This window comes from Leifsonia poae (genome assembly GCF_050632865.1).
GTDB lineage: Bacteria > Actinomycetota > Actinomycetes > Actinomycetales > Microbacteriaceae > Leifsonia > Leifsonia poae_B.
In genome coordinates, this window is record NZ_JBODSA010000003.1 from 67,689 (window position 1) to 86,277 (window position 18,589).

General features: G+C 70.2%; 19 protein-coding genes and 3 pseudogenes. 12 read left to right on the forward strand and 10 right to left on the reverse strand.

The genetic code is table 11. The annotated features are described in order from the left end of the window. The first annotated feature begins 46 nt into the window (after nucleotides 1-46). Together ACRAWB_RS10260 and ACRAWB_RS10265 are read left to right on the forward strand one after the other, a co-directional pair. Nucleotides 47-1,006, forward strand: a complete 960-nt coding sequence (locus tag ACRAWB_RS10260; RefSeq protein WP_431353233.1) for a LacI family DNA-binding transcriptional regulator — start codon at nucleotides 47-49, stop codon at nucleotides 1,004-1,006. A 202-nt stretch (nucleotides 1,007-1,208) separates the two neighbouring features. Beyond that, nucleotides 1,209-1,487, forward strand: a complete 279-nt coding sequence (locus ACRAWB_RS10265) for a hypothetical protein (protein ID WP_431353234.1) — start codon at nucleotides 1,209-1,211, stop codon at nucleotides 1,485-1,487. On the opposite strand, the gene ACRAWB_RS10270 is transcribed toward ACRAWB_RS10265, so the two are convergent. Then, nucleotides 1,484-3,106 carry an amidohydrolase gene (locus tag ACRAWB_RS10270; protein WP_431353235.1) on the reverse strand — a complete coding sequence of 541 codons (1,623 nt, stop codon included), beginning with the start codon at nucleotides 3,104-3,106 and terminating at the stop codon, nucleotides 1,484-1,486. The genes ACRAWB_RS10265 and ACRAWB_RS10270 overlap by 4 nt on opposite strands. Beyond that, nucleotides 3,103-4,533, reverse strand: a complete 1,431-nt coding sequence (locus ACRAWB_RS10275; protein ID WP_431353236.1) for a purine-cytosine permease family protein — start codon at nucleotides 4,531-4,533, stop codon at nucleotides 3,103-3,105. The genes ACRAWB_RS10270 and ACRAWB_RS10275 overlap by 4 nt, the downstream gene beginning before the upstream one ends. Before the next feature lie 85 nt (nucleotides 4,534-4,618). Here ACRAWB_RS10275 and ACRAWB_RS10280 point away from each other — a divergent pair, with 85 nt between their 5' ends. From ACRAWB_RS10280 to ACRAWB_RS10305, 6 genes and pseudogenes are all read left to right on the forward strand, one after another. Continuing rightward, nucleotides 4,619-5,275 (forward strand): TetR/AcrR family transcriptional regulator, encoded by a 657-nt coding sequence (locus tag ACRAWB_RS10280; RefSeq protein WP_431353237.1) that lies wholly within the window; start codon nucleotides 4,619-4,621, stop codon nucleotides 5,273-5,275. 54 nt (nucleotides 5,276-5,329) lie between these two features. After that, nucleotides 5,330-6,013: a TetR/AcrR family transcriptional regulator gene (locus ACRAWB_RS10285; RefSeq protein ID WP_431353238.1), complete on the forward strand. Its 684-nt coding sequence runs from the start codon at nucleotides 5,330-5,332 to the stop codon at nucleotides 6,011-6,013. Next, on the forward strand, nucleotides 6,010-6,936 hold the full coding sequence (locus ACRAWB_RS10290; protein ID WP_431353239.1) for an alpha/beta fold hydrolase: 927 nt from the start codon (nucleotides 6,010-6,012) through the stop codon (nucleotides 6,934-6,936). Before ACRAWB_RS10285 ends, ACRAWB_RS10290 begins: the two co-directional genes overlap by 4 nt. Nucleotides 6,937-6,950: 14 nt before the next feature. Beyond that, complete coding sequence (locus ACRAWB_RS10295) at nucleotides 6,951-7,154, forward strand: cold-shock protein (protein ID WP_064110926.1); 204 nt, start codon at nucleotides 6,951-6,953, stop codon at nucleotides 7,152-7,154. A 126-nt stretch (nucleotides 7,155-7,280) separates the two neighbouring features. Beyond that, nucleotides 7,281-8,900 (forward strand): annotated as a pseudogene (locus ACRAWB_RS10300) (potassium transporter Kup); the annotation flags it as partial. 77 nt (nucleotides 8,901-8,977) lie between these two features. After that, nucleotides 8,978-9,154, forward strand: a complete 177-nt coding sequence (locus ACRAWB_RS10305; RefSeq protein ID WP_431353240.1) for a KUP/HAK/KT family potassium transporter — start codon at nucleotides 8,978-8,980, stop codon at nucleotides 9,152-9,154. 3 nt (nucleotides 9,155-9,157) lie between these two features. On the opposite strand, the gene ACRAWB_RS10310 is transcribed toward ACRAWB_RS10305, so the two are convergent. Together ACRAWB_RS10310 and ACRAWB_RS10315 are read right to left on the reverse strand one after the other, a co-directional pair. After that, a complete protein-coding gene (locus ACRAWB_RS10310) occupies nucleotides 9,158-9,481 on the reverse strand; it encodes a hypothetical protein (RefSeq protein ID WP_431353241.1) in 324 nt (107 codons plus the stop codon). A gap of 29 nt (nucleotides 9,482-9,510) precedes the next feature. Further along, a complete protein-coding gene (locus tag ACRAWB_RS10315; RefSeq protein ID WP_431353242.1) occupies nucleotides 9,511-10,875 on the reverse strand; it encodes a flavin monoamine oxidase family protein in 1,365 nt (454 codons plus the stop codon). Between the two features lie 159 nt (nucleotides 10,876-11,034). On the opposite strand from ACRAWB_RS10315, the gene ACRAWB_RS10320 reads away from it, so the two are divergent. Next, nucleotides 11,035-12,432: an APC family permease gene (locus ACRAWB_RS10320; protein ID WP_431353243.1), complete on the forward strand. Its 1,398-nt coding sequence runs from the start codon at nucleotides 11,035-11,037 to the stop codon at nucleotides 12,430-12,432. 3 nt (nucleotides 12,433-12,435) lie between these two features. Here the strand turns inward: ACRAWB_RS10320 and ACRAWB_RS10325 are convergent, their stop codons facing one another. Further along, a complete protein-coding gene (locus ACRAWB_RS10325; RefSeq protein WP_431353244.1) occupies nucleotides 12,436-13,149 on the reverse strand; it encodes a YoaK family protein in 714 nt (237 codons plus the stop codon). Between the two features lie 44 nt (nucleotides 13,150-13,193). Here ACRAWB_RS10325 and ACRAWB_RS10330 point away from each other — a divergent pair, with 44 nt between their 5' ends. Beyond that, nucleotides 13,194-13,394: a hypothetical protein gene (locus tag ACRAWB_RS10330; RefSeq protein ID WP_431353245.1), complete on the forward strand. Its 201-nt coding sequence runs from the start codon at nucleotides 13,194-13,196 to the stop codon at nucleotides 13,392-13,394. A 4-nt stretch (nucleotides 13,395-13,398) separates the two neighbouring features. Here ACRAWB_RS10330 and ACRAWB_RS10335 read toward each other — a convergent pair whose 3' ends face one another. Further along, nucleotides 13,399-14,586, reverse strand: a complete 1,188-nt coding sequence (locus tag ACRAWB_RS10335; RefSeq protein ID WP_431353246.1) for a metallophosphoesterase family protein — start codon at nucleotides 14,584-14,586, stop codon at nucleotides 13,399-13,401. Nucleotides 14,587-14,784: 198 nt separating this feature from the next. Here ACRAWB_RS10335 and ACRAWB_RS10340 point away from each other — a divergent pair, with 198 nt between their 5' ends. Further along, complete coding sequence (locus ACRAWB_RS10340; protein ID WP_431353247.1) at nucleotides 14,785-15,297, forward strand: GNAT family N-acetyltransferase; 513 nt, start codon at nucleotides 14,785-14,787, stop codon at nucleotides 15,295-15,297. A 3-nt stretch (nucleotides 15,298-15,300) separates the two neighbouring features. Here ACRAWB_RS10340 and ACRAWB_RS10345 read toward each other — a convergent pair whose 3' ends face one another. From ACRAWB_RS10345 to ACRAWB_RS10360, 4 genes and pseudogenes are all read right to left on the reverse strand, one after another. After that, on the reverse strand, nucleotides 15,301-15,822 hold the full coding sequence (locus ACRAWB_RS10345) for an SDR family NAD(P)-dependent oxidoreductase (RefSeq protein WP_431198116.1): 522 nt from the start codon (nucleotides 15,820-15,822) through the stop codon (nucleotides 15,301-15,303). Between the two features lie 113 nt (nucleotides 15,823-15,935). Then, nucleotides 15,936-16,073, reverse strand: a pseudogene (locus ACRAWB_RS10350) (SDR family NAD(P)-dependent oxidoreductase); the annotation flags it as partial. 38 nt (nucleotides 16,074-16,111) lie between these two features. Then, nucleotides 16,112-17,121 (reverse strand): annotated as a pseudogene (locus tag ACRAWB_RS10355) (aldo/keto reductase family protein). A 24-nt stretch (nucleotides 17,122-17,145) separates the two neighbouring features. Next, nucleotides 17,146-17,586: an MSMEG_6728 family protein gene (locus tag ACRAWB_RS10360; RefSeq protein WP_431353248.1), complete on the reverse strand. Its 441-nt coding sequence runs from the start codon at nucleotides 17,584-17,586 to the stop codon at nucleotides 17,146-17,148. A gap of 82 nt (nucleotides 17,587-17,668) precedes the next feature. On the opposite strand from ACRAWB_RS10360, the gene ppk2 reads away from it, so the two are divergent. Next, nucleotides 17,669-18,577 (forward strand): polyphosphate kinase 2, encoded by a 909-nt coding sequence (gene ppk2, locus ACRAWB_RS10365; RefSeq protein ID WP_431353249.1) that lies wholly within the window; start codon nucleotides 17,669-17,671, stop codon nucleotides 18,575-18,577. Nucleotides 18,578-18,589: the final 12 nt, after the last annotated feature.

An 18,589-nucleotide genomic window follows, 5' to 3' on the forward strand; every position in this document is an offset into this window, starting at 1 on the left:
TTCGCGAGCGGCATCGATGCCGCTCCCGCCCGACGAGACAGGATCCATGGACGAGCACGGACCCGAGGCAGAGCGCGCGCTCTCGATCCGGGACATCGCACGGCTTGCCGGGGTGTCCCGGCAGACGGTGTCGCGCGTGCTCAACGGCGAGCGCTACATCAAGCCGTCCACCGAGGCGCAGGTCCGCAAGGTCATCGACGAGCACGGCTGGCGGCCGAACAGCGCGGCGCGCGCCCTGGCGACCTCGCGGTCGAAGACCATCGGCGTGCTCGTCTCCGGCCGCTCCCACTACGGTCCGTTCAGCGCCGCCGCGGCGATCGACGAGGCGGCCAGGGCGCGCGGGTACGCCATCCTGTCGGCGACATTGGCCCGGGAGGACGACGCGACGATGTCCGAGGCCCTGGACGCCTTCGCCGCCCAGGGCGTCGAGGGCGTCGTCGTGATCGCGCCCCAGCAACGGGCGCACGAGGCGCTGCAGCGGGTGGCCGTGCGCATCCCGTTCGTGAGCCTCCACTGGAGGGACCCGGGCGACGGCCGGGTGGCGGCCTTCGATCAGGAGGCGGGTGCGCGCCTGGCGACGCAGCACCTGATCGACCTCGGCCACACCCGGATCGTGCACCTCGCGGGGCCGCAGGACTGGAGCGAGGCGGAGGACCGCATGCGCGGCTTCCTGGCGTCGCTCGACGAGCACGACCTCCCGGTGACCGCGCCGATGCTGGGCGACTGGACGGCCGACCTCGGCTACGAGATCGGCCTGAAGATCCTCGACCACCCGGACTTCACGGCGGTCTTCGCCTCCAACGACCAGATGGCGCTCGGCCTGCTGCACGCGGCGGCGGACCTGGGCCTGTCGGTGCCGGACGACGTCAGCATCGTCGGCTTCGACGACATCCCGGAGGCCAAGCACTACGACCCGCCCCTCACGACCATCCACCAGGACTTCGGCTGGCTCGGGGCGCGCGCCATCGACGGCGCTGCTGGCGCAGATCGAGGGGGATGCCGATAGGCCGGCGCCGGAGTTCCCGGTGCCGCAGCTGGTGGTGCGGCGCAGCACAGCGCCGCCGCGGGTGGCGGGGTGAGGGGTGGCCGCGTTTCGCCGAGCGAATACGACCGGCGGCGCAGCGCGTAACCCTCCCGGGCAGCTCGCTCCCATCGTGGTACAACCGTTATCGCCTACCCGAAACGCTCTGCCTATCCCGAGGAACCCGATGAGCGACACCACCTGGCGCGCCGCGTTCGTGCACCCGCAGCACCCGTGGCGCGACTTCGAGCACGACTTCGGCCCGCGTGAGTTCCCGCCGGCCAGCATCCGGCGTCCGAGCTCGCTCGCCGGCATGCCGGCCTTCGACGTGTACCTGCTGAGCGATTCCGAACCGTGGCCCGCCGCGTCGACGTTCACCTACACGCAGACGATCGTCGGCGACCTGCGCGACCACACGCCGCCCGAGCACTCCCTCGACATGGATGGGGCGGCGGCGTCCGGCTAAGCCCGGTACGTCGTCCGCCCCGCCACGATCGTCTCCACGACCTTCGCCCGCAGCAGCGCCGACGGCTCCGCCGCGAACACGTCCGCGTCGAGCAGCGCCACGTCGGCGGCGAAGCCCGGGGCGATCCGTCCCCGCCAGTCGCCGTCGCCCACGGAGGCCGCTGCGTCCCGGGTCGCGTGGCCGATGGCACGGTCGAGCGGCAGCGCGAACCACGGCTGGACCGCCGGCACCGACGGGTCGAGCGCCGAGGCGCGGGTCGAGGCGACGTACATGTTCGCCAGAGCGTGATGCGGCGCCGTCGGTGAGTCGGTGGAGAAGGCGAGCAGCGCTCCGGCGTCCTCGTACTCGGGCCACGGGAAGGCGCGGTCGACGCGGTCGTCGCCGAGCATCGCGACCCAGTTGTCGAAGATCGCGGGGTCCGAGTGCACGGGCTGCATGGACGCGGTGACGCCGAGCCGCGCCATCCGCTCAGCCGTGCCCGGCGCCGCGTACTCGAGGTGTTCGATCCGGTGCCGGCGCGGGCGGTCGCCGTTCTCGGCGACGGCGTGCTCGATCGCGTCGAGCGCGATCTGGCTCGCGTAGTCGCCGATCGCGTGCATCGCGATCTGCAGGCCGGCCGCGTCGGCGGCGGACACCACCGGCTGCAGCCGCTCGAGCGGCCAGATCGGAGCGGCGTTCGTGCCATTCGCGTACGGGTGCCGCATCGCCGCAGTACAGGCGTCGATGACGCCGTCCAGGATGAGCTTGATCCCGACGACCCGCAGCCACGGGCTCGCGGGCTCCGCCGCGCGGCGCGCGGCCTCGGCCACCTGGGCGAGGTTCGCCTCGTCGTCGCCGGTGTTCGTGATCAGCCAGTGCGCGGCGATGCGGAGGGGCAGCTCTCCCCCGCGGCGCTCCTGCGCCCGCTGGAGGGCCGCGAGTCCGTACTCGTCGAACGCCATGTCGACGGCGCCGGTGACGCCCGTCGCGGCATAGGCGGCCAGGGTGCGCTCGATGTCCGCATCCCGGTCCGCGTCGGTCGTCGCCTCGTCGCGCTGCGCCCACGCGTACTGGGTCGCGGCGGTCTCGAGCAGCAGGCCGGTCGGCTCGCCGTCGGCGTCATTCACGATCTCTCCGCCGATCGGATCGGGGGTGTCCCGGGTGATCCCGAGCTCCGCCAGCCCAGCCGAGTTGACCCAGCAGGAGTGGTAGTCGTTCGCATCCAGATAGACCGGGATGTCCGCGACCGCGGCGTCGATCATCGCGGCGGTCGGCGCGCCGCCGGGCACCGCGTCGAACAGCCAGCCCCGGCCGCGCAGGACGGTGGCCGACGGGTCGTCCGCCCGCGCCTCCCGCAGCATCCGCTGGATGTCTTCCAGGCTCCGCGCCTCCGTCAGGTACACCTGGCCCAGCGCCGCCCCCATCATCAGCAGATGCGTGTGCGCGTCCGTGAATCCGGGCAGCGCGAGCCGGCCGTCGAGCTCGACGACGCGGTCGGCGGCGGGCGGCTCGTCGCCGTCGCGGCCGACCCAGACGATGCGGTCGCCTGCGACGGCGAACGCAGTGGCCCACGCGCGCTCAGGATCAGTGTCGGCGGTGAAGACGCGGCCGCCGCGGTACAGAGTGATCGGGTCGGTCACAGCCGCCCCTCCTTCCCGAGCCGGGTGCGGCTCAGCAGTGCGTAGACGAGGGCGGAGACGATCATCCCGACCGGTACCGAGAGGTCGACGTGGCCGAGCGCCTGGCCGATGGCGCCGGTCCACACGTCGGTCGACAGGCAGAGCGCGGTCGCCAGGCCGCCGAGCAGCAGCGCGGAGATGCCCGGGATGCTCCAGCCGCCGGTGTACCAGAAGCGGCCGCTGCGGCGGTCGTCGAACAGGTCGGCGCCGTCGTAGACGTACCTCCGGCGCAGCACGTCGACGACGTAGATCGCCATGGCCGGCCCCGAGACGATGACGAGGAACTGCAGCAGCAGGTTCGCCGCCTCCAGCAGGCTCGACGACAGCACGAGGTAGATGGTCAGCGCGGTGCCGACCAGCCCGACGATGATCGCCGCCGGGATGCGCTTCAGCCGCAGGCCGATCGCCTGCAGCGACATGCTCGAGGAGTACGCCGTCATCGCGTTCAGCGCGATCGTGTTCACGATCACGCCGATCACCAGCAGCGGACCGACCCAGCCGGGCAGCAGGTCGAACAGCGCCACGTCGATCCCGGCGTCGAAGGCGCTCGCCTTCAGTCCCGTGGCGAGCAGCACGCCCATCGCGGTGAAGACGATGAACGGCACGGCCCCGCCGAGCGCCGTTGCGGCCGTGATGTGCGACGGCTTGGTCGACCGCGGCAGGTAGCGGGCGATGTCCGGGCTGTTGATGAACGACAGCGGCGTGGAGGCGAGGATGGTGAACCCGACCGTGATCGCCGACCAGAGCGGCACGCCGCCCAGCGGCTCCGGTGCGTGGTACCCCCAATCGACCGTCGGCAGGATGAACGCCGACACCAGCAGGAAGATCGCGAACAGCACGATCGCCATCGCCGGGTAGATCCGCAGGATCAGGCCGTGCCCGAAGATCGCGACCAGGATGGTGACCGCCGACACGACGATGGTGACGCCGATCGGCACCCACACCGGGTCGTCCAGGCCGATGCGGCGGAGCAGGTCGGCGCCCATGAAGCTCGACGCGAGCCAGGTCAGCGACAGGAACACCGCGCCGATGAACCATCCGACGAAGGCGACGAAGAGCTTGTTGCCGACGATGCCGTACATGGCCCGCGTCACGACCGACCCGGAAGTGCCGGCGGCCGGGCCGCTCCCCGCGATCAGGCCGGGGAAGATCCAGAGCAGCGACGCGGCGACGATCACCAGGAACGCCTGCCAGATCTCGAGCCCGAGCAGGATGAGCGTCGCGCCGATGGTGAAGTTCAGGATGCTCACGCCGGGCGCCGCCCAGACGAAGAACAGATCGCGTGCGCGGCCGTGCCGCTCGCTGTCGCCGATGACCTCGATCCCTCGGGTCTCGGGCTGGGTGGAGGCATCCACGAAGTGGTCGGTGCCGGTCCGGGCTTCGGACATGGGTTCCTCTCCTGCCAGCAGCTCCATCGCTGTTGGTCATCTGCCCAATAGGTTGTTGGTCGCTTATTCAATAGCATGGGTTCCCATGGAGTCAAGAGCGCCTTCACCCCGGGTTCGCAAGCAGCCGGAGGAGCGCCGGGAGGAGATCCTTTCGGCCGCCGCGTCGATCGCGCTCGACGAGGGCCTCGAGCGGATCACGCTGCGGGCGGTGGCCACCCGGCTCGGCGTGCGGCCCGGCCTGATCTCGCACTACTTCCCTGCCGCGGAAAACCTCGTCGATGAGGCCTTCGCCCGCGCCGCGACGCTCGAGCGCGAGCGGTTTTTCCCCACCGAGGGCACACCGGTCGAGCGGCTGGCGCACTTCATCGGCCACATCCAGACCGGCGCCTCACTGCCGCTGGCCCGGCTGTGGCTGAACGCGCGCCACCTGTCCCGCTTCACCCCGTCACTGGACGCGACCCTCACCGAGCAGGACCAGCTCGACCGCGCGCGCCTGCGCGCCATCATCGAGGACGGCATCCGCTCCGGCGACTTCGCCGACGTGGACCCGGAGGCCGCGAGCATCCGCATCCTGATGGCCGTCGACGGCGGCGGCTCGTACGTGAACAGCACCGGCGACCTCACCCACCCCGCCCACGTGCGCTTCGTCTCCGACGTCGCCGAGTGGACGCTCGGCCTCCCCCGGGAACCCTCGCCGCCCGCATCTAGTGGGCGCAACACGCCGTCACGGCCGGCGCCATAACGGCGTGTTGCGACCAGTAGATGGGTCCGGGCACAGCGTGTTACGATACGGGACGTGTCGTATTTGAAGAGTGCCGGACGGCCGCGTGATGCGGAGCGGGAGGCGGCCATCCTGGAGGTCGTCAACGCGCTGCTCACCGAGCGCGGCTACGACGGTGTGACGTTCGAGGAGGTGGCCCGGCGCGCCGGCGCCTCCAAGCCGACCCTCTACCGCCGCTGGAAGACCAAGCGGGACATGGTCGTCGCCGCACTCAAAGCCGGGCCGGCCCGGCGCGAGGGTCCGGATGAGATCGACACCGGCTCCCTGCGCGGCGATCTGCTCGCCCTCTGCGACCGGCTCCTCACCACCATGCAGTCGACCGACGGGCACACCGCTCTCGCGCTGCTGCAGGCAGGTTTCGAGGATCCGGAGCTCGGCGACGCGATCGAGCACAGCGTCGGTCCGACCGGCGGACGGCTCCCCGCCTCCGTGACCGTGGCCGCGGTCGCGCGCGGCGAGCTGCCCGATGGCGTCGACCCGTTCCCCTTCGAGGAGATCACGGGCAGTGTCCTGCTGCTCCGCCGGCTCAACGGCCTGGAGACGACCGGCGCGTACCTGGAGGCGCTGGTCGACACCATCCTGATCCCCGCCCTGCGCGCGACCGCGGACCGCACCCACGCGCTCCCCCTCGGCATCTTCTCGGGCCATCCGGCCCCTGCCGACCCCACCGACCCCGAACCGGAAGGACTCCCCCGATGACCACCATCGAAGGCTTCGAATACCGCACCATCCCCGGCAGCGGCGGCGTGCCGCTCAACGTCGCCTTCGCCGGCGACGGCCCCGCGGTCGTGCTGCTGCACGGCTTCCCGCAGACCCACGTCATGTGGCGGGAGGTGGCACGGCGGCTCGCCGACGACCACACCGTGATCGTGCCCGACCTGCGCGGGTACGGCCGGAGCGGCAAGCCCGAGGAGGACGGCCCGGACACCTACTCCAAGCGCACCATGGGCGACGACGTGGTGGCGGTCGCCGCCGCGCTCGGCCACGACCGGTTCGGCCTGGTCGGCCACGACCGCGGCGCCCTCGTCGGCGTGCGCGCCGCTCTCGACCATCCGGACGCCGTGCAGTACCTCGGCATCCTCGACGTGCTGCCCACCCTCGACACCTGGGGCGTGCTCCACGGCGTCGATGCGAAGGTCGCCTGGCACCTCTACCTCATGGCCCAGCCCGCCGGTCTTCCCGAGCGGATGATCGCCGCCGTCGCCGAGGACTTCTTCGCCTCGTTCCTCGACGCGTGGGACTCCGACGGTAACACGTTCACGCCCGAGCTGCGGCACCACTACATCGAGAGCTCGGTGGCCGCCGTCGCGTCGATCGTCGCCGATTTCCGGGCCAGCTCCGGCGTCGACCTCGAGCTCGACCGGGCCGACCGGGAGGCCGGACGGAAGCTGGAGATGCCGCTCGGCGTCCTCTCGCAGGACTGGGGAGCGCAGCTCGGCTTCGACCCGACGGCCATCTGGGGCGCCTGGTCCGACGACCTCACCTACCAGCCGACGACAGCCGGGCACTACATGGCGGAGGAGACGCCCGATGACGTCGCGCAGTTCATCCGGGCGCTCTCGGCGCGTGCGCGTGTACGATGGGACCGTCCGGCGCCTGAAAAAGTTTCGCATCGGGCGTGAAAGGAAGAAGAACGATGGCACAAGGTACCGTCAAGTGGTTCAACTCGGAGAAGGGCTACGGCTTCATCGCCCCGGATGACGGCAGCGCCGACGTCTTCGCCCACTACAGCGAGATCGCTTCGCAGGGTTTCCGTAACCTCGAAGAGAACCAGAAGGTCGAGTACGACCTGGCCCAGGGCCCCAAGGGTCCGCAGGCTGCGAACATCCGCCCCCTCTGACAGCTCCGCCCACGGCGACACCGGCGTACGGTGTCGCTCGTGGGTGATCTGCGTTTACACGGGGCGAAAGCCCCCACGGGAGCCGGTCGCGGGATTAGCCGCACCGGCGGTCCCGGCCGGAAGCTGATGCTCGGCGCCGCACTTGCGGCGCTGGGCGTCGTCTTCGGCGACATCGGCACGAGTCCGCTCTATGCGCTCAAGACCGTCTTCCTGTTGGACGGCGGCGCCGTGCGTCCCGATCAGGGTGACGTGTACGGCGTCATCTCGCTGATGTTCTGGAGCATCACGATCATCGTGTCGATCAAGTACGTCACGATCCTGATGCGCGCGGACAATGACGGCGAGGGCGGCGTCATGGCGCTGGCCGCACTCGCGAAGCGCCTCTACGCCGGCAAGGCGTCGAAGGCCGGGATGCTCCTGGTCGTCGGCATCGTCGGCGTCTCGCTGTTCTACGGCGACTCGATCATCACCCCCGCCATCAGCGTCCTCTCCGCCGTCGAAGGTCTGCACGTCACCGTCCCGGCGATCTCGCAGATGGTCATCCCCATCGCCGCGGTCATCCTCGTGGCGCTGTTCGCGGTGCAGCGCTTCGGAACCGCGAAGGTGGGCGTGCTGTTCGGCCCCGTCATGGTGCTGTGGTTCACCGTGCTGGCCGTCGCCGGTCTCGCGCAGGTCATCCCGCACCCGTCCGTCCTGCTCGGACTCTCGCCGACCTACGCGGTGGTCTTCATCGTCGCGCATCCGGTCGTCTCGTTCATCGCGCTCGGCGCGGTCGTGCTGGTCATCACCGGCGCCGAGGCGCTGTACGCCGACATGGGCCACTTCGGGCGCTCGCCCATCCGCCGGGCCTGGTTCTTCCTGGTCTTCCCGGCGCTGACCCTCAACTACCTCGGCCAGGCGTCGCTCATCCTGCACGACCCGGCCGCGCGGGCGAACCCGTTCTTCCTGCTGATCCCGGAGTGGGGGCGCCTCCCCGTCGTCATCCTAGCTACCGCGGCGACCGTGATCGCCAGCCAGGCGGTGATCTCGGGCGCGTTCTCGCTGTCGCGGCAGGCGGTGCAGCTCGGACTGCTTCCGCCGCTCACCATCCGGCAGACCTCGAAGCACGAGGGCGGCCAGATCTACCTGCCCGCGATCAACCTCCTGCTGTTCATCGGCGTCATGGCCGTGATGCTCGCGTTCGGCTCGTCCGACCGGCTGTCGACCGCCTACGGCATCTCGGTCACGGGTGCGCTGGTCGTGGACACGGTCCTGCTGCTGATCGTCGCCCGGCCGCTCTGGCACTGGGCGCCGTGGAAGATCATCCTGGCCGCGGTCGCGTTCGGCGGCCTCGAGCTGGCCTTCCTCGCCGGCAACCTCTCGAAGATCGTCAACGGCGGATGGGTGCCGCTGCTCATCGCGGCCGCGGTCATCCTCATCATGACGACCTGGCGACGCGGCCGGCAGCTGGTGCAGGAGGACCGGAAGCGCAAGGAAGGATCGCTGATCGAGTTCATCGAGCAGATCCGCGACCAGAATCTGCCGCGCGTGCCCGGGATCGCCATCTTCCCGCACCCGAACAAGGACACCACTCCGCTGGCGCTGCGGGCCAACGTCAAGCACAACCACATCCTCCACGAGCACGTCATCATCGTCTCGATCGCGACAGCGCAGGTGCCGCATGTCCCGCCGGCGGACGCCTTCGAGTACGACGACCTCGGCTATGTGGACGACGGGATCGAGTACCTGGGCATCCGGTTCGGCTTCTCGGACGAGCAGGACATCCCGAGGGCCCTGCGTCAGGCCTGCCGGCTCGGCGTGCTCCCCTCGCCGCGGGCGACTTCATGTCGGCGTCGTACTTCATCTCGCGCGGCGCGATCCGCACCACCCGGGCGCACGGGATGGTGCGCTGGCGCCGGTCCCTGTTCGTCGGCCTGGCGCACAACGCGGCCGACCCCGCGGCCCGCTTCAACCTGCCGCCGCTGCGCACGGTGACGATGGGCAGCGACGTCGAGATCTGACCGTCACCAGCCGTGGGCGTTGAACCAGGCGCGACGGTGGGCGATCTCGTCGTCGGACTCGTCCGGGTCGGTCGTGTCGTGCTCGACCAGGCGCCCATCGGCCAGCGGGACGAAGCGCTGGCAGTGCGGGCACGCCGCGCGTCCGTCGGGCCAGCCGTCGTCGAGGGCCACCGCGGGTTCTGCCGGCTCGCCGGAGCCGGGACAGCGCGCGGGATCGGCGCCCTCATCCGACCACATCGCGCCCTGGTAGCGGTGCAGGCCGGAGTGACCGAGCGGCCGCGTGCATGGCCGCCCGCCGCGGCGGCTGGGACAGTAGCGGGGCTCCATCCCACGATTCTCCGCTATGCCGGGAGCGCTTACGCGGGCAGTAGCGCCCCGACGATCGCGGCCGCGGTGTCGCGGCCGACGCGGATCGCGCCGTCGACGTGCTGGTAGCCCTTGCCCGCCATGTCGCTGCACGAGAAGTGGATGGGGCCGACCGGCATGCGCAGGTCGGCGCCGTAGCGCGCCAGGCCGCCCATGTCGAAGCTCGCCGCGTAGGCGCCGCGCGTCCACTCCTCGCTGCCCCAGTCGCTCTCGTAGTAGACGACCGGGTTCAGCGCCTGCTCGCCGTAGTAGTGCGACAGCGACTCGAGGATGCGTGCCTTGCGCTCCTCGGGCGTGAGCCGGAAGACGTCGTCGGCCGCCTCGTCGGAGACGAAGCCGACCAGCGTGCCGCGCGGGTCGCCGTCGTAGCTGTTGTCGTACGCCTCGTGTACGAGCTCGTACGGGCTGAACGCCGTGCCGCTGTAACCGAGGTCGCGCCAGAACGGCGTCTCGTAGACCGCGTGCACCTTGATCACGAAACCCATCGACAGGTGCTGGTGCAGCTGCTGCTGGCGGCGCGGCAGCGGCGGCTCGTACGAGATGCGGTTGATGAGCACCGGCGGCACGGCCAGGATCGCGAAGCGCGCCCGCACCTCCAGGCCGCCGTCGGCGATCGCGGTGACGCCGGCCTCGTCCCAGCGCAGCGTCCGCACCGGGGCGTTCAGGTGCACGTCGTCGCCGAGGCGTTCGGCGAGGAGCAGCGGGACCTGCTGCAGGCCGCCCTTGACGCGCTTGTCGAGGATGAAGTCCGCATCCACCAGGTTCGAGAAGCTGCCCGCGCTGGCCGCCATGAGCAGCGCCTGCAGAGCGGAGAACGCGTGCGCGGGCTTCGTGAGCATGGCGCCGGCGATGAACATGCCGATGTTGCGCCGGGCCTCCTCGTCCTCGGTCTGCGTCTCGAGCCAGCGGCGGAACGAGATCTCGTCCAGCTCCTTGGCGCGGGGATGCGCCCACGGCCGCTCCGGGTCGATCTCGGCGACGAGCGCGTCCAGCCGCTCGATGAGGCCGACGATCTCCTTCTCGGTGGCGGGTGCGACCGGGAAGATCTCGCCCTCGAAGGTGCGGCGCTCGCCGTTCTCGCCGAGGTAGATGTTGATGCCCTCGCGGTAGCGCGAATACGTCGTCAGCCCCAGCTCCTCGAGCGTGCTGATCAGTGCGTCCTGGTCGGGCGACACCCACTGGCCGCCGATCTCGAGGGTCGCGCCGTCGATGTCGTTCGTCCACAGCCGGCCGCCGACGCGGTCGCGTGCCTCGAGCACGGCGACCGTGAGGCCCGCCTTGACGAGGTCGGTGGCGGCGGTGAGGCCGGAGGCTCCTGCGCCGATGATGACGACGTCCCGTTCGATGGTGGTCATGCCGGGCACATTAGCGGAATCGACACTGAAAATCCATTTTGACGACTGATTCGATAGCGAATCTTCGGTTTCACCCCCGTTATCCTCTGCTCCTGATTCGGATTTCGTAGCCGACGGGTTTACGATGGCCCGACCCCGAACAAGAGCGAAGGAGCTCGCGTGTCCATCACTGCACCCGCACCCGCGAAACTGCGGCGATCCCTCGGCCTCTGGGCGATCGTCGGCCTCGGCCTCGGCTACATGACTCCCATGACCGTGTTCGACACCTTCGGCATCGTCACCGGCGAGACGAACGGCGTCGTGCCGTCCGCGTACCTGTTCGCGCTCGTGGCGATGGTGTTCACGGCCATCAGCTACGGCCGGATGACGCGAGTCTTCCCCTCTGCGGGATCGGCGTACACGTACGCGTCGGAGACCATCCACCCGAACGTCGGCTTCCTCGTCGGCTGGTCGTCGCTGCTCGACTACCTGCTGCTGCCGCTGGTGAACGCGCTCATCGTGCGGCTCTACCTCGAGTCGTTCTTCCCGCAGGTCCCGGGGTGGATCTGGGTGGTCGGCTACGTCGCGGTGATCACCGCGATGAACCTGTTCAGCATGTCGTCGACCTCGCGGGTGAACGGCATCCTGGTGGTGTTCCAGATCGTTCTGATCGCGGTGTTCGTGGCGCTGACCTGGACCGCGCTGAACGCGGGATCGGGCAACGGCACCGCCTTCAGCCTCGCGCCGCTGTTCCACTCGGGCGTGCACCTCGCGGCGGTGATCGGCGGGGCCACCGTGGTGTGCTTCTCCTTCATCGGGTTCGACGCGATCACGATGTACACCGAGGAGGCGAAGGACACGAAGACGGTCCCGCGGGCCATCGTGCTCGCGCTGATGATCGGCGGCGCCATCTTCTTCATCGCCGCCTGGTTCGCGCAGTCGCGGTTCCCGACCATGGCGGGGTTCCACTTCACCGACGACACCCTGCCCGAGATCGCCATGAAGACCGGCGGGATGCTGTTCCAGATCCTCTTCGTCTCGGCCGCCGTCGCCGCCGCGGTCGCGTCGAGCCTGGCCTCGCACGCCAGCGTGTCGCGCATGATCTACGTCATGGCGCGCAACGGCAGCGGGCGCGTCTCGCGGACCCTCTCGTACATCCACCCGCGGTTCCGCACGCCGGCGACCGCCGTGCTGCTGGTCGGCGCGGTATCGCTGTTGGCGGCGGCCTTCACGCTCGAGTTCGTCTCGTCGATGATCAACTTCGGCGCGCTCATCGCCTTCACCGTGGTCAACGCGACGGTCATCATCCACTTCGCTCTGCGCCGCAAGGAGTTCCGCGGCGGGAGGAACGTCGTGCGCAACATCGTGCTGCCGGGGATCGGGATGCTGCTCACCGGCGTGCTCTGGGCGAACCTGCACCTGGACGCCCTCACCTACGGCCTGGTGTGGCTGACCATCGGCATCATCACCCTGCTGGTCGTGACGCGGGCTTTCCGCAAGCCGCTGCGCGTGAAGCTGGACGAGGACGGCGACGCCGCGATCATCACCCGCGAGGGCGCGCCGTCGGAGGTGCGCTGAGGGTCAACCGTTCGCCGCGGCGGGCGCGGGTTCGCCGCGACCCTCGTGCGCGGCGAGATGCCCGAGCACGGCGGCGGCGCCGCTGATCACGGCCGCCAGCCCGAGCGGCACCGCGATGTGCACGCGCAGCAGGGCCGCGCCGACCAGCGCGCCGACGGCGATCAGCACGACCGCGGCCGCACGCCGCCGCCACGGCTGGCCCGACCCGCCGGCCAGGCGCGAGTCGGCGGCCAAGCCGGTGATGGTCGACGTCACGACGACCGTGGTCACATCCTTCACCGCGAGATGCCGCGCGACCGCCGCCTGGAAGCCCATGGTCGCGGCGAGAAGTGTGGTGATCGCCAGCTCCCACGGCTTGGGCGGCACCCCTCCCGTGATCACGAGCGTCACGGTCAGCACCGCGAGCGCCACGGCGGTCGCCGTGAACGACCAGCTCGTCCGCGTGTTCCACCCCGTCGACTCGCGTCGCAGCGTCCGCCCGCCGATCACGGCACCGGCCATGAACGCGAACAGCGCGATCAGCGGCCCCACCCATGGCAGTCCCTCTGCGCCCACCAACGCCATGCCGAGGATGACCACGTTGCCGGTCATGTTCCCCGCGAACACCTTGTCGAGACCGAGGTAGCCGACCGCATCCACGATGCCGGTCGAGAAGGTGAGGGCGAGCATCAGGAGGAGGGTGAGGTCCTGCTGGCGGGCGGTGGTCGTGGTGGTCATGCCTCCAGGTTCGCACGGGCGGCGGGGCCCTCTGCAATCACGGCGTGGCACCCGCTAGCGTGGGGCGCTATGACGTCCCCCTGATCCTGGCGTCGTGCGCGACCGCGCCCCCGAGCGGTCAGGAGTGCAACGACACGGTCGCGATGGGGTCGATCTCGGACTGGGTCCTGATCAGCTTTCTCACGGTCCTCGTGGTCGTGGCGCTCGTCGTGGTGGTCGGTCTGGTGCGCACCCGTCGTCGCTGACCCGTCAGCGCCGGCAGCTCCCCGACCCCGCGTCCGAGTAGTTCAGCGCCGACGCCGGGAGCCCGGCACCCTGCAGCGCCGGGGCGTACGAATACGCGTATCCGTTCGGCTTCAGGGTGAACTTCATGGTGCCGTAGCCCTGGTCGTAGCCGGTGACCACGTTCGGGTTGGCGAAGGAGCCGTCGGCGTTCTTCGCGAGGGTGTCCAGCGCTTCGCCGCCGGTGCCGATGATGAACTCCGGGATGCCGTTCTTCGCGTCCGGGACGCCGTTCGGGTCGACCGGCTTCAGCCGTGCGTAGGCGTGCTCGTGGCCGTTCAGGACCAGCGTGGCGTGGTTCGCGTACAGGAGCTTCCACCAGGCGTCGGCGACCTGTCCCTCCTGACCGCCGGCGCCCGGAGCCGAGGCGGGGACGGTGGACGTGGACGCGGTGGTCGCGCTGAACGTCGGCTGGTGCCAGTACGCGAGGGTGCACTGCTGCTGGTTGCTCTTCAGGTCCTGGGCGAGCCAGCGCGTCTCCTGCGCGAGGAGGCCCTGGTCGGTGGTGGAGCAGTCGTTCGCGAACGCCGGCGAGTTGCACTCGACGTTGAGCGAGATGATGTGCCAGTTGCCGAGATCGTAGGAGTACCAGCCCTGGTTCTGCGACGTGTCGTCGCCCGCCTGGCCCGCGGTGTTCGGCGTGCCGGCCTGGTCGTGGCCGTTGAAGTAGGCGAAGTAACCGGTGCCGTTCTGGCCGGCCTCATTGTCGCCCTTCTTCGTGTACGCGTAGTACTCGTGATTGCCCGGCGCCGGGCGCTCCAGGAACTTCAGGCCGCCCCAGGCCTGCTCGAAGGAGCCCTCGAAGTCGCTCAGCTTGCCGACCTCGTACTGCTCGTCGCCGAGGAGGGCGACCGCGTCCGGCTTCATGGCGTCCGCCTGCTTCGCGGTCGCGAACTCGGCGTCGTAGCCACCGAGGCTCGGGCTGCCGCACTTCAGAGAGGACGGGGTGGCGGCGTTGTCCGGGTCGTCGGGCTCGCACGCGATGTCGCCGACCGCCGCCAGGGTGTAGTCCTTTGCGTCAGGACCGTGGGCCTTCGTCTCGTACGGCCAGCCGCTGCCGATGCCGGGTGCGGCCACGGCGGCCGCCGCACCCAGGACGGACGCCGCGACGACGGCGGCGGCGATCAGCGAGAGCCTGCGGGTTCGAGTGCGCATCCGATCCTCCTCGTTCGGGGGTGCGACGACACCCCGCGCCACAGGCTGGAAGCACCCGACGACGATCGGGTGAACCGTGCGCTACGCCATGGTGAACGGCCCCTGCGAGCCCTCTCAGACGCGCCGCCCTCGCGTCGGTCGCCGGAGGGCCGGGGAATGCCCCGGCCCGCTCCGCGCTTGTCCGTTACGGTGAACACGATGAACGGCATCCGGATCAGGGCAGCGGCCGACGACGAGTACGCGGCGATCGGCGCACTCACGCACGCCGCCTACACGCACGACTACGACGACCTCCCGCGGAACTACCGCGAGGAGCTGAAGCACCCGGAGGCGCTGACCCGGGAGTTCGAGTTCTTCGTCGCCGAGGACGCGTCCACCGGCGAGCTGATCGGCACCGTCGCGCTGCTCCGCCCCGGCTTCGACATGCACGGCGAGATCGCGCCGGACGAGCTGTACTTCCGCCTCCTGGCGACCAGCCCGACGGCGCGCGGGCGCGGCGTCGGCATCGCGCTGACCGAGTTCGCCGTCGATCAGGCGCAGGCGCGCGGCGCTCGGGCGGTCGTCCTCAACAGCGGACCCGACATGCTCGGTGCGCACGCCCTCTACCGCAAGCTCGGCTTCAGCCGCCGCGGCGAGCGCGAGCGCGTGATCGAGCTGCCGGACGGCCGCCGGCTCGAACTGCTCACCTTCGTGCTCGACCTGGCCGCGTAGCCGTCACATCGTCTGGCGCAGGCCGCCGTCGATCACGACGTCGGAGCCGGTGAGGTTGCCGAGCAGCGGGCTCGCCAGCATCACCGTGAGTGCGGCCACTTCGTCCGGGGTGGTGAAGCGGCCGGTCGGCATCGACGCCTCCGCCCCGTGTTTGACCGCGTCCGGGTCTCCGCCCGTGGCGGCGGCGACGGTCCGGGCGACGCCGCCGTCCCCCAGCCATAGATCGGTCGCGACGGGTCCCGGGCTGATGGAGTTCACCCGGATGCCGCGCGGCCCGAGCTCCTTGGACAGCGACTTGGTGAAGCTGAGCAGCGCCGCCTTCGCCGCGCTGTAGTCCATGACGAGCGGGTCGGCGAGGATCGCGTTCTCCGAGACGATGTTCACCACGGACCCGCCGTCCGGGATGCGGTCGAACAGTGCGCGCGTGGTCCGCACCGCGGCGAGCGCGTTGAGGGCGTAGGTGCCCGTCCACTGCTCGTCGGTGATGCTGGGGAACCCGCCGGGCCGCGGCGGTGCCGACCCCACATTGTTGACGAGCAGGTCGACCGGGCCGTCGAGCTGAGCGGCCGCGGCGAGGATGCCGTCCTCTCCCCGAGGTCGGCCTCGACGAGCCGGAAGTCGCCGTCGCGCTCGGCGGCCCCCGTCTCCGGCGTCCCCTTCCGCGCGATCCCGACGACGGAGACGCCCTCGGCGAGGAGGGCGCGGACGATGGCGAGGCCGATGCCGCGGCTCGCGCCGGTGACGACGGCGTGCTTTCCGGTGAGTCCGAGATCCATGGCGGCAGGTTATTGCCTGCCGCCATGGCTGGCCAGAGTCACGCCTCTCGCGTCTTCGGCGATCGGGTCGCGGTGTGCGACGGATCGCGCTCGACGACGCCGCCCAGCACGTCGTCCACCCGCGACAGCAGCTCGGCCGGGATCGTGACGCCCGAAGCCTTCACGTTCTCGACCACCTGCTCCGGCCGGGACGCGCCGATGATCGCGGCCGCGACGTTGTCGTTCTGCAGCACCCACGCCACGGCGAGTTGTGCGGGGGTCAGGCTCAGCTCCTGCGCGATCGGCGTCAGCTCCTGAACGCGCGTGAGCACGTCGGCCGTCAGCCAGCGCTTCACCGCGCCCGCGCCGCCCTTCTCGTCGGTCGCGCGGCTGCCCTCGGGCAGCGGAGCCCCGGGCTTGTACTTGCCGCTGAGCACGCCCTGCGCGATCGGCGACCACACGATCTGCGAGATGCCCAGCTCCTTCGACGTCGGCACGACCTCCGCCTCGATGACGCGCCAGAGCGCCGAGTACTCGGGCTGGTTCGAGATGAGCTGGATGCCGAGCTGCTTCGCCAGCGCGTGCCCGGCGCGCAGCTGCTCCGCCGTCCACTCGCTGACGCCGATGTAGAGCGCCTTGCCCTGGCGCACGACGTCGGCGAACGCCTGCATCGTCTCCTCCAGCGGCGTCTCGACGTCGAAGCGGTGCGCCTGGTACAGGTCGACGTAGTCGGTCTGCAGGCGCTGGAGCGAGCCGTCGATGGACTCGAGGATGTGCTTGCGTGACAGCCCGACGTCGTTATGACCCTTCGGGCCGGTCGGGCCGAAGACCTTCGTGAAGATCTCGAGCGACTGGCGGCGCTCCCCTTCAGCGCTTCGCCGAGCACGGTCTCGGCCTGGGTGTTCGCGTAGACGTCGGCCGTGTCGAAGGTCGAGATCCCGGCATCGAGCGCGGCGCGCACGCACGCCGTCGCGGTGTCGTTCTCGACCTGGGAGCCGTGGGTCAACCAGTTGCCGTAGGTGATCTCCGAGATCTTGAGGCCGGAGTCGCCGAGGTACCTGAACTGCATGATGTCCTTTCCTTGGGGGTGGTCTCAGTCCCGGGTCGGCCCGGGCCAGAGGTACGGGAGGTCGTCCGGGACGCCGGGGAACAGCGGCCCGTAGAACTCGGGGTCCTTGCGAACCAGGTTCGACTGGTGGCTGAGGTGGAACTCGGGGTCGCCGATCCAGGGAGGCAGCTCGAGCTCGTCCTGCGAGAGGTGTTCGACCTCGGGCGCGAACGCGAGAACCTGCGGGCGCACCGTGTCGGCGTGGCCCAGCTCGATCCACGCGTCCGCCGACTCCACCGCGTACTTGGTCAGGGCCGGGAGGTATCCGCGCCACATCTTGGCGACCGGATGGTTGCGCCAGCCATAGCCGGGGACGGTGACGGCGCGCAGCACCTGCAGCGCTTCCACCCGCTGCTTGCCCATGCGCGCGCGGTCGAGCAGACGGACGCTCTCGGCGAAGGAGGGATAGGGCAGGAAGGTCTGCACAGCCCCAACGTACCCGCGGGTCCCGACCGTTCATCCCCGCCGCGTACACTCCGGGCATCGACACCGGCGACCGGGAGGAACCATGGCCGACGAGCTGCCCACCAGCGACCTGCGGGAGTACATCGAGCACCTGCGCTCGGAGGGGTACACGGTCGAGGGCGGCCACACGCCCGACCCCGATCTCATCGACCCCCAGGGCAACCCGGTCTACACGTGGCAGGAGGGCTACCCGTACTCCGAGCGGATGTCGCGCGAGGAGTACGAGCTCGAGAAGTATCAGCTGCAGGTCGAGCTGCTGAAGTTCCAGTACTGGCTGGAGGACAACGACCGCCGGGCCGTCATCCTGTTCGAGGGGCGGGATGCGGCCGGCAAGGGTGGAACGATCAAGCGGTTCACGGAGCACCTGAACCCGCGGACCTCCCGCGTCGTCGCCCTCTCGAAGCCGAACAGCCGCGAGAAGGGGCAGTGGTACTTCCAGCGCTACATCGAGCACCTGCCGACGGCCGGCGAGATCGTCATGTTCGACCGGTCCTGGTACAACCGCGCGGGCGTCGAGCGGGTCATGGGGTTCGCGACCGACGAGGAGTACGAGCAGTTCATGGCGCAGGCGCCGGCATTCGAGAAGATGCTGGTGGACTCCGGCATCCACCTGACCAAGTTCTGGTTCTCGGTGTCACGCACGGAGCAGCGGACCCGGTTCGCGATGCGTCAGCTGGACCCGGTGCGCCGCTGGAAGCTGTCGCCGATGGATATCGCCTCCCTCGACAAATGGGACGAGTACACCGCGGCGAAGGAGGAGATGTTCCGCCGCACCGACAAGCGGCATGCGCCGTGGACGATCGTGCGGTCGAACGACAAGAAGCGCGCACGCGTCAACGCGATGCGCTACTTCCTCAGCCAGTTCGACTACGACGGCAAGGATCCGTCGGTGGCGAAGCGGCCCGATCCGCTCATCGTCATGCGCGGCAAGAGCCTCGACGCGGACGAGTGAGCGGACCGGGCG

Excerpts from the sequence above, each read along its gene's own strand:
- ACRAWB_RS10260 (WP_431353233.1), top strand. The coding sequence starts at position 47 with ATGGACGAGCACGGACCCGAGGCAGAGCGCGCGCTCTCGATCCGGGAC.
- ACRAWB_RS10265 (WP_431353234.1), top strand. The coding sequence starts at position 1,209 with ATGAGCGACACCACCTGGCGCGCCGCGTTCGTGCACCCGCAGCACCCG.
- ACRAWB_RS10275 (WP_431353236.1), bottom strand. The coding sequence starts at position 4,533 with ATGTCCGAAGCCCGGACCGGCACCGACCACTTCGTGGATGCCTCCACC.
- ACRAWB_RS10280 (WP_431353237.1), top strand. The coding sequence starts at position 4,619 with ATGGAGTCAAGAGCGCCTTCACCCCGGGTTCGCAAGCAGCCGGAGGAG.
- ACRAWB_RS10290 (WP_431353239.1), top strand. The coding sequence starts at position 6,010 with ATGACCACCATCGAAGGCTTCGAATACCGCACCATCCCCGGCAGCGGC.
- ACRAWB_RS10295 (WP_064110926.1), top strand. The coding sequence starts at position 6,951 with ATGGCACAAGGTACCGTCAAGTGGTTCAACTCGGAGAAGGGCTACGGC.
- ACRAWB_RS10305 (WP_431353240.1), top strand. The coding sequence starts at position 8,978 with ATGTCGGCGTCGTACTTCATCTCGCGCGGCGCGATCCGCACCACCCGG.
- ACRAWB_RS10310 (WP_431353241.1), bottom strand. The coding sequence starts at position 9,481 with ATGGAGCCCCGCTACTGTCCCAGCCGCCGCGGCGGGCGGCCATGCACG.
- ACRAWB_RS10315 (WP_431353242.1), bottom strand. The coding sequence starts at position 10,875 with ATGACCACCATCGAACGGGACGTCGTCATCATCGGCGCAGGAGCCTCC.
- ACRAWB_RS10325 (WP_431353244.1), bottom strand. The coding sequence starts at position 13,149 with ATGACCACCACGACCACCGCCCGCCAGCAGGACCTCACCCTCCTCCTG.
- ACRAWB_RS10335 (WP_431353246.1), bottom strand. The coding sequence starts at position 14,586 with ATGCGCACTCGAACCCGCAGGCTCTCGCTGATCGCCGCCGCCGTCGTC.
- ACRAWB_RS10340 (WP_431353247.1), top strand. The coding sequence starts at position 14,785 with ATGAACGGCATCCGGATCAGGGCAGCGGCCGACGACGAGTACGCGGCG.
- ppk2 (WP_431353249.1), top strand. The coding sequence starts at position 17,669 with ATGGCCGACGAGCTGCCCACCAGCGACCTGCGGGAGTACATCGAGCAC.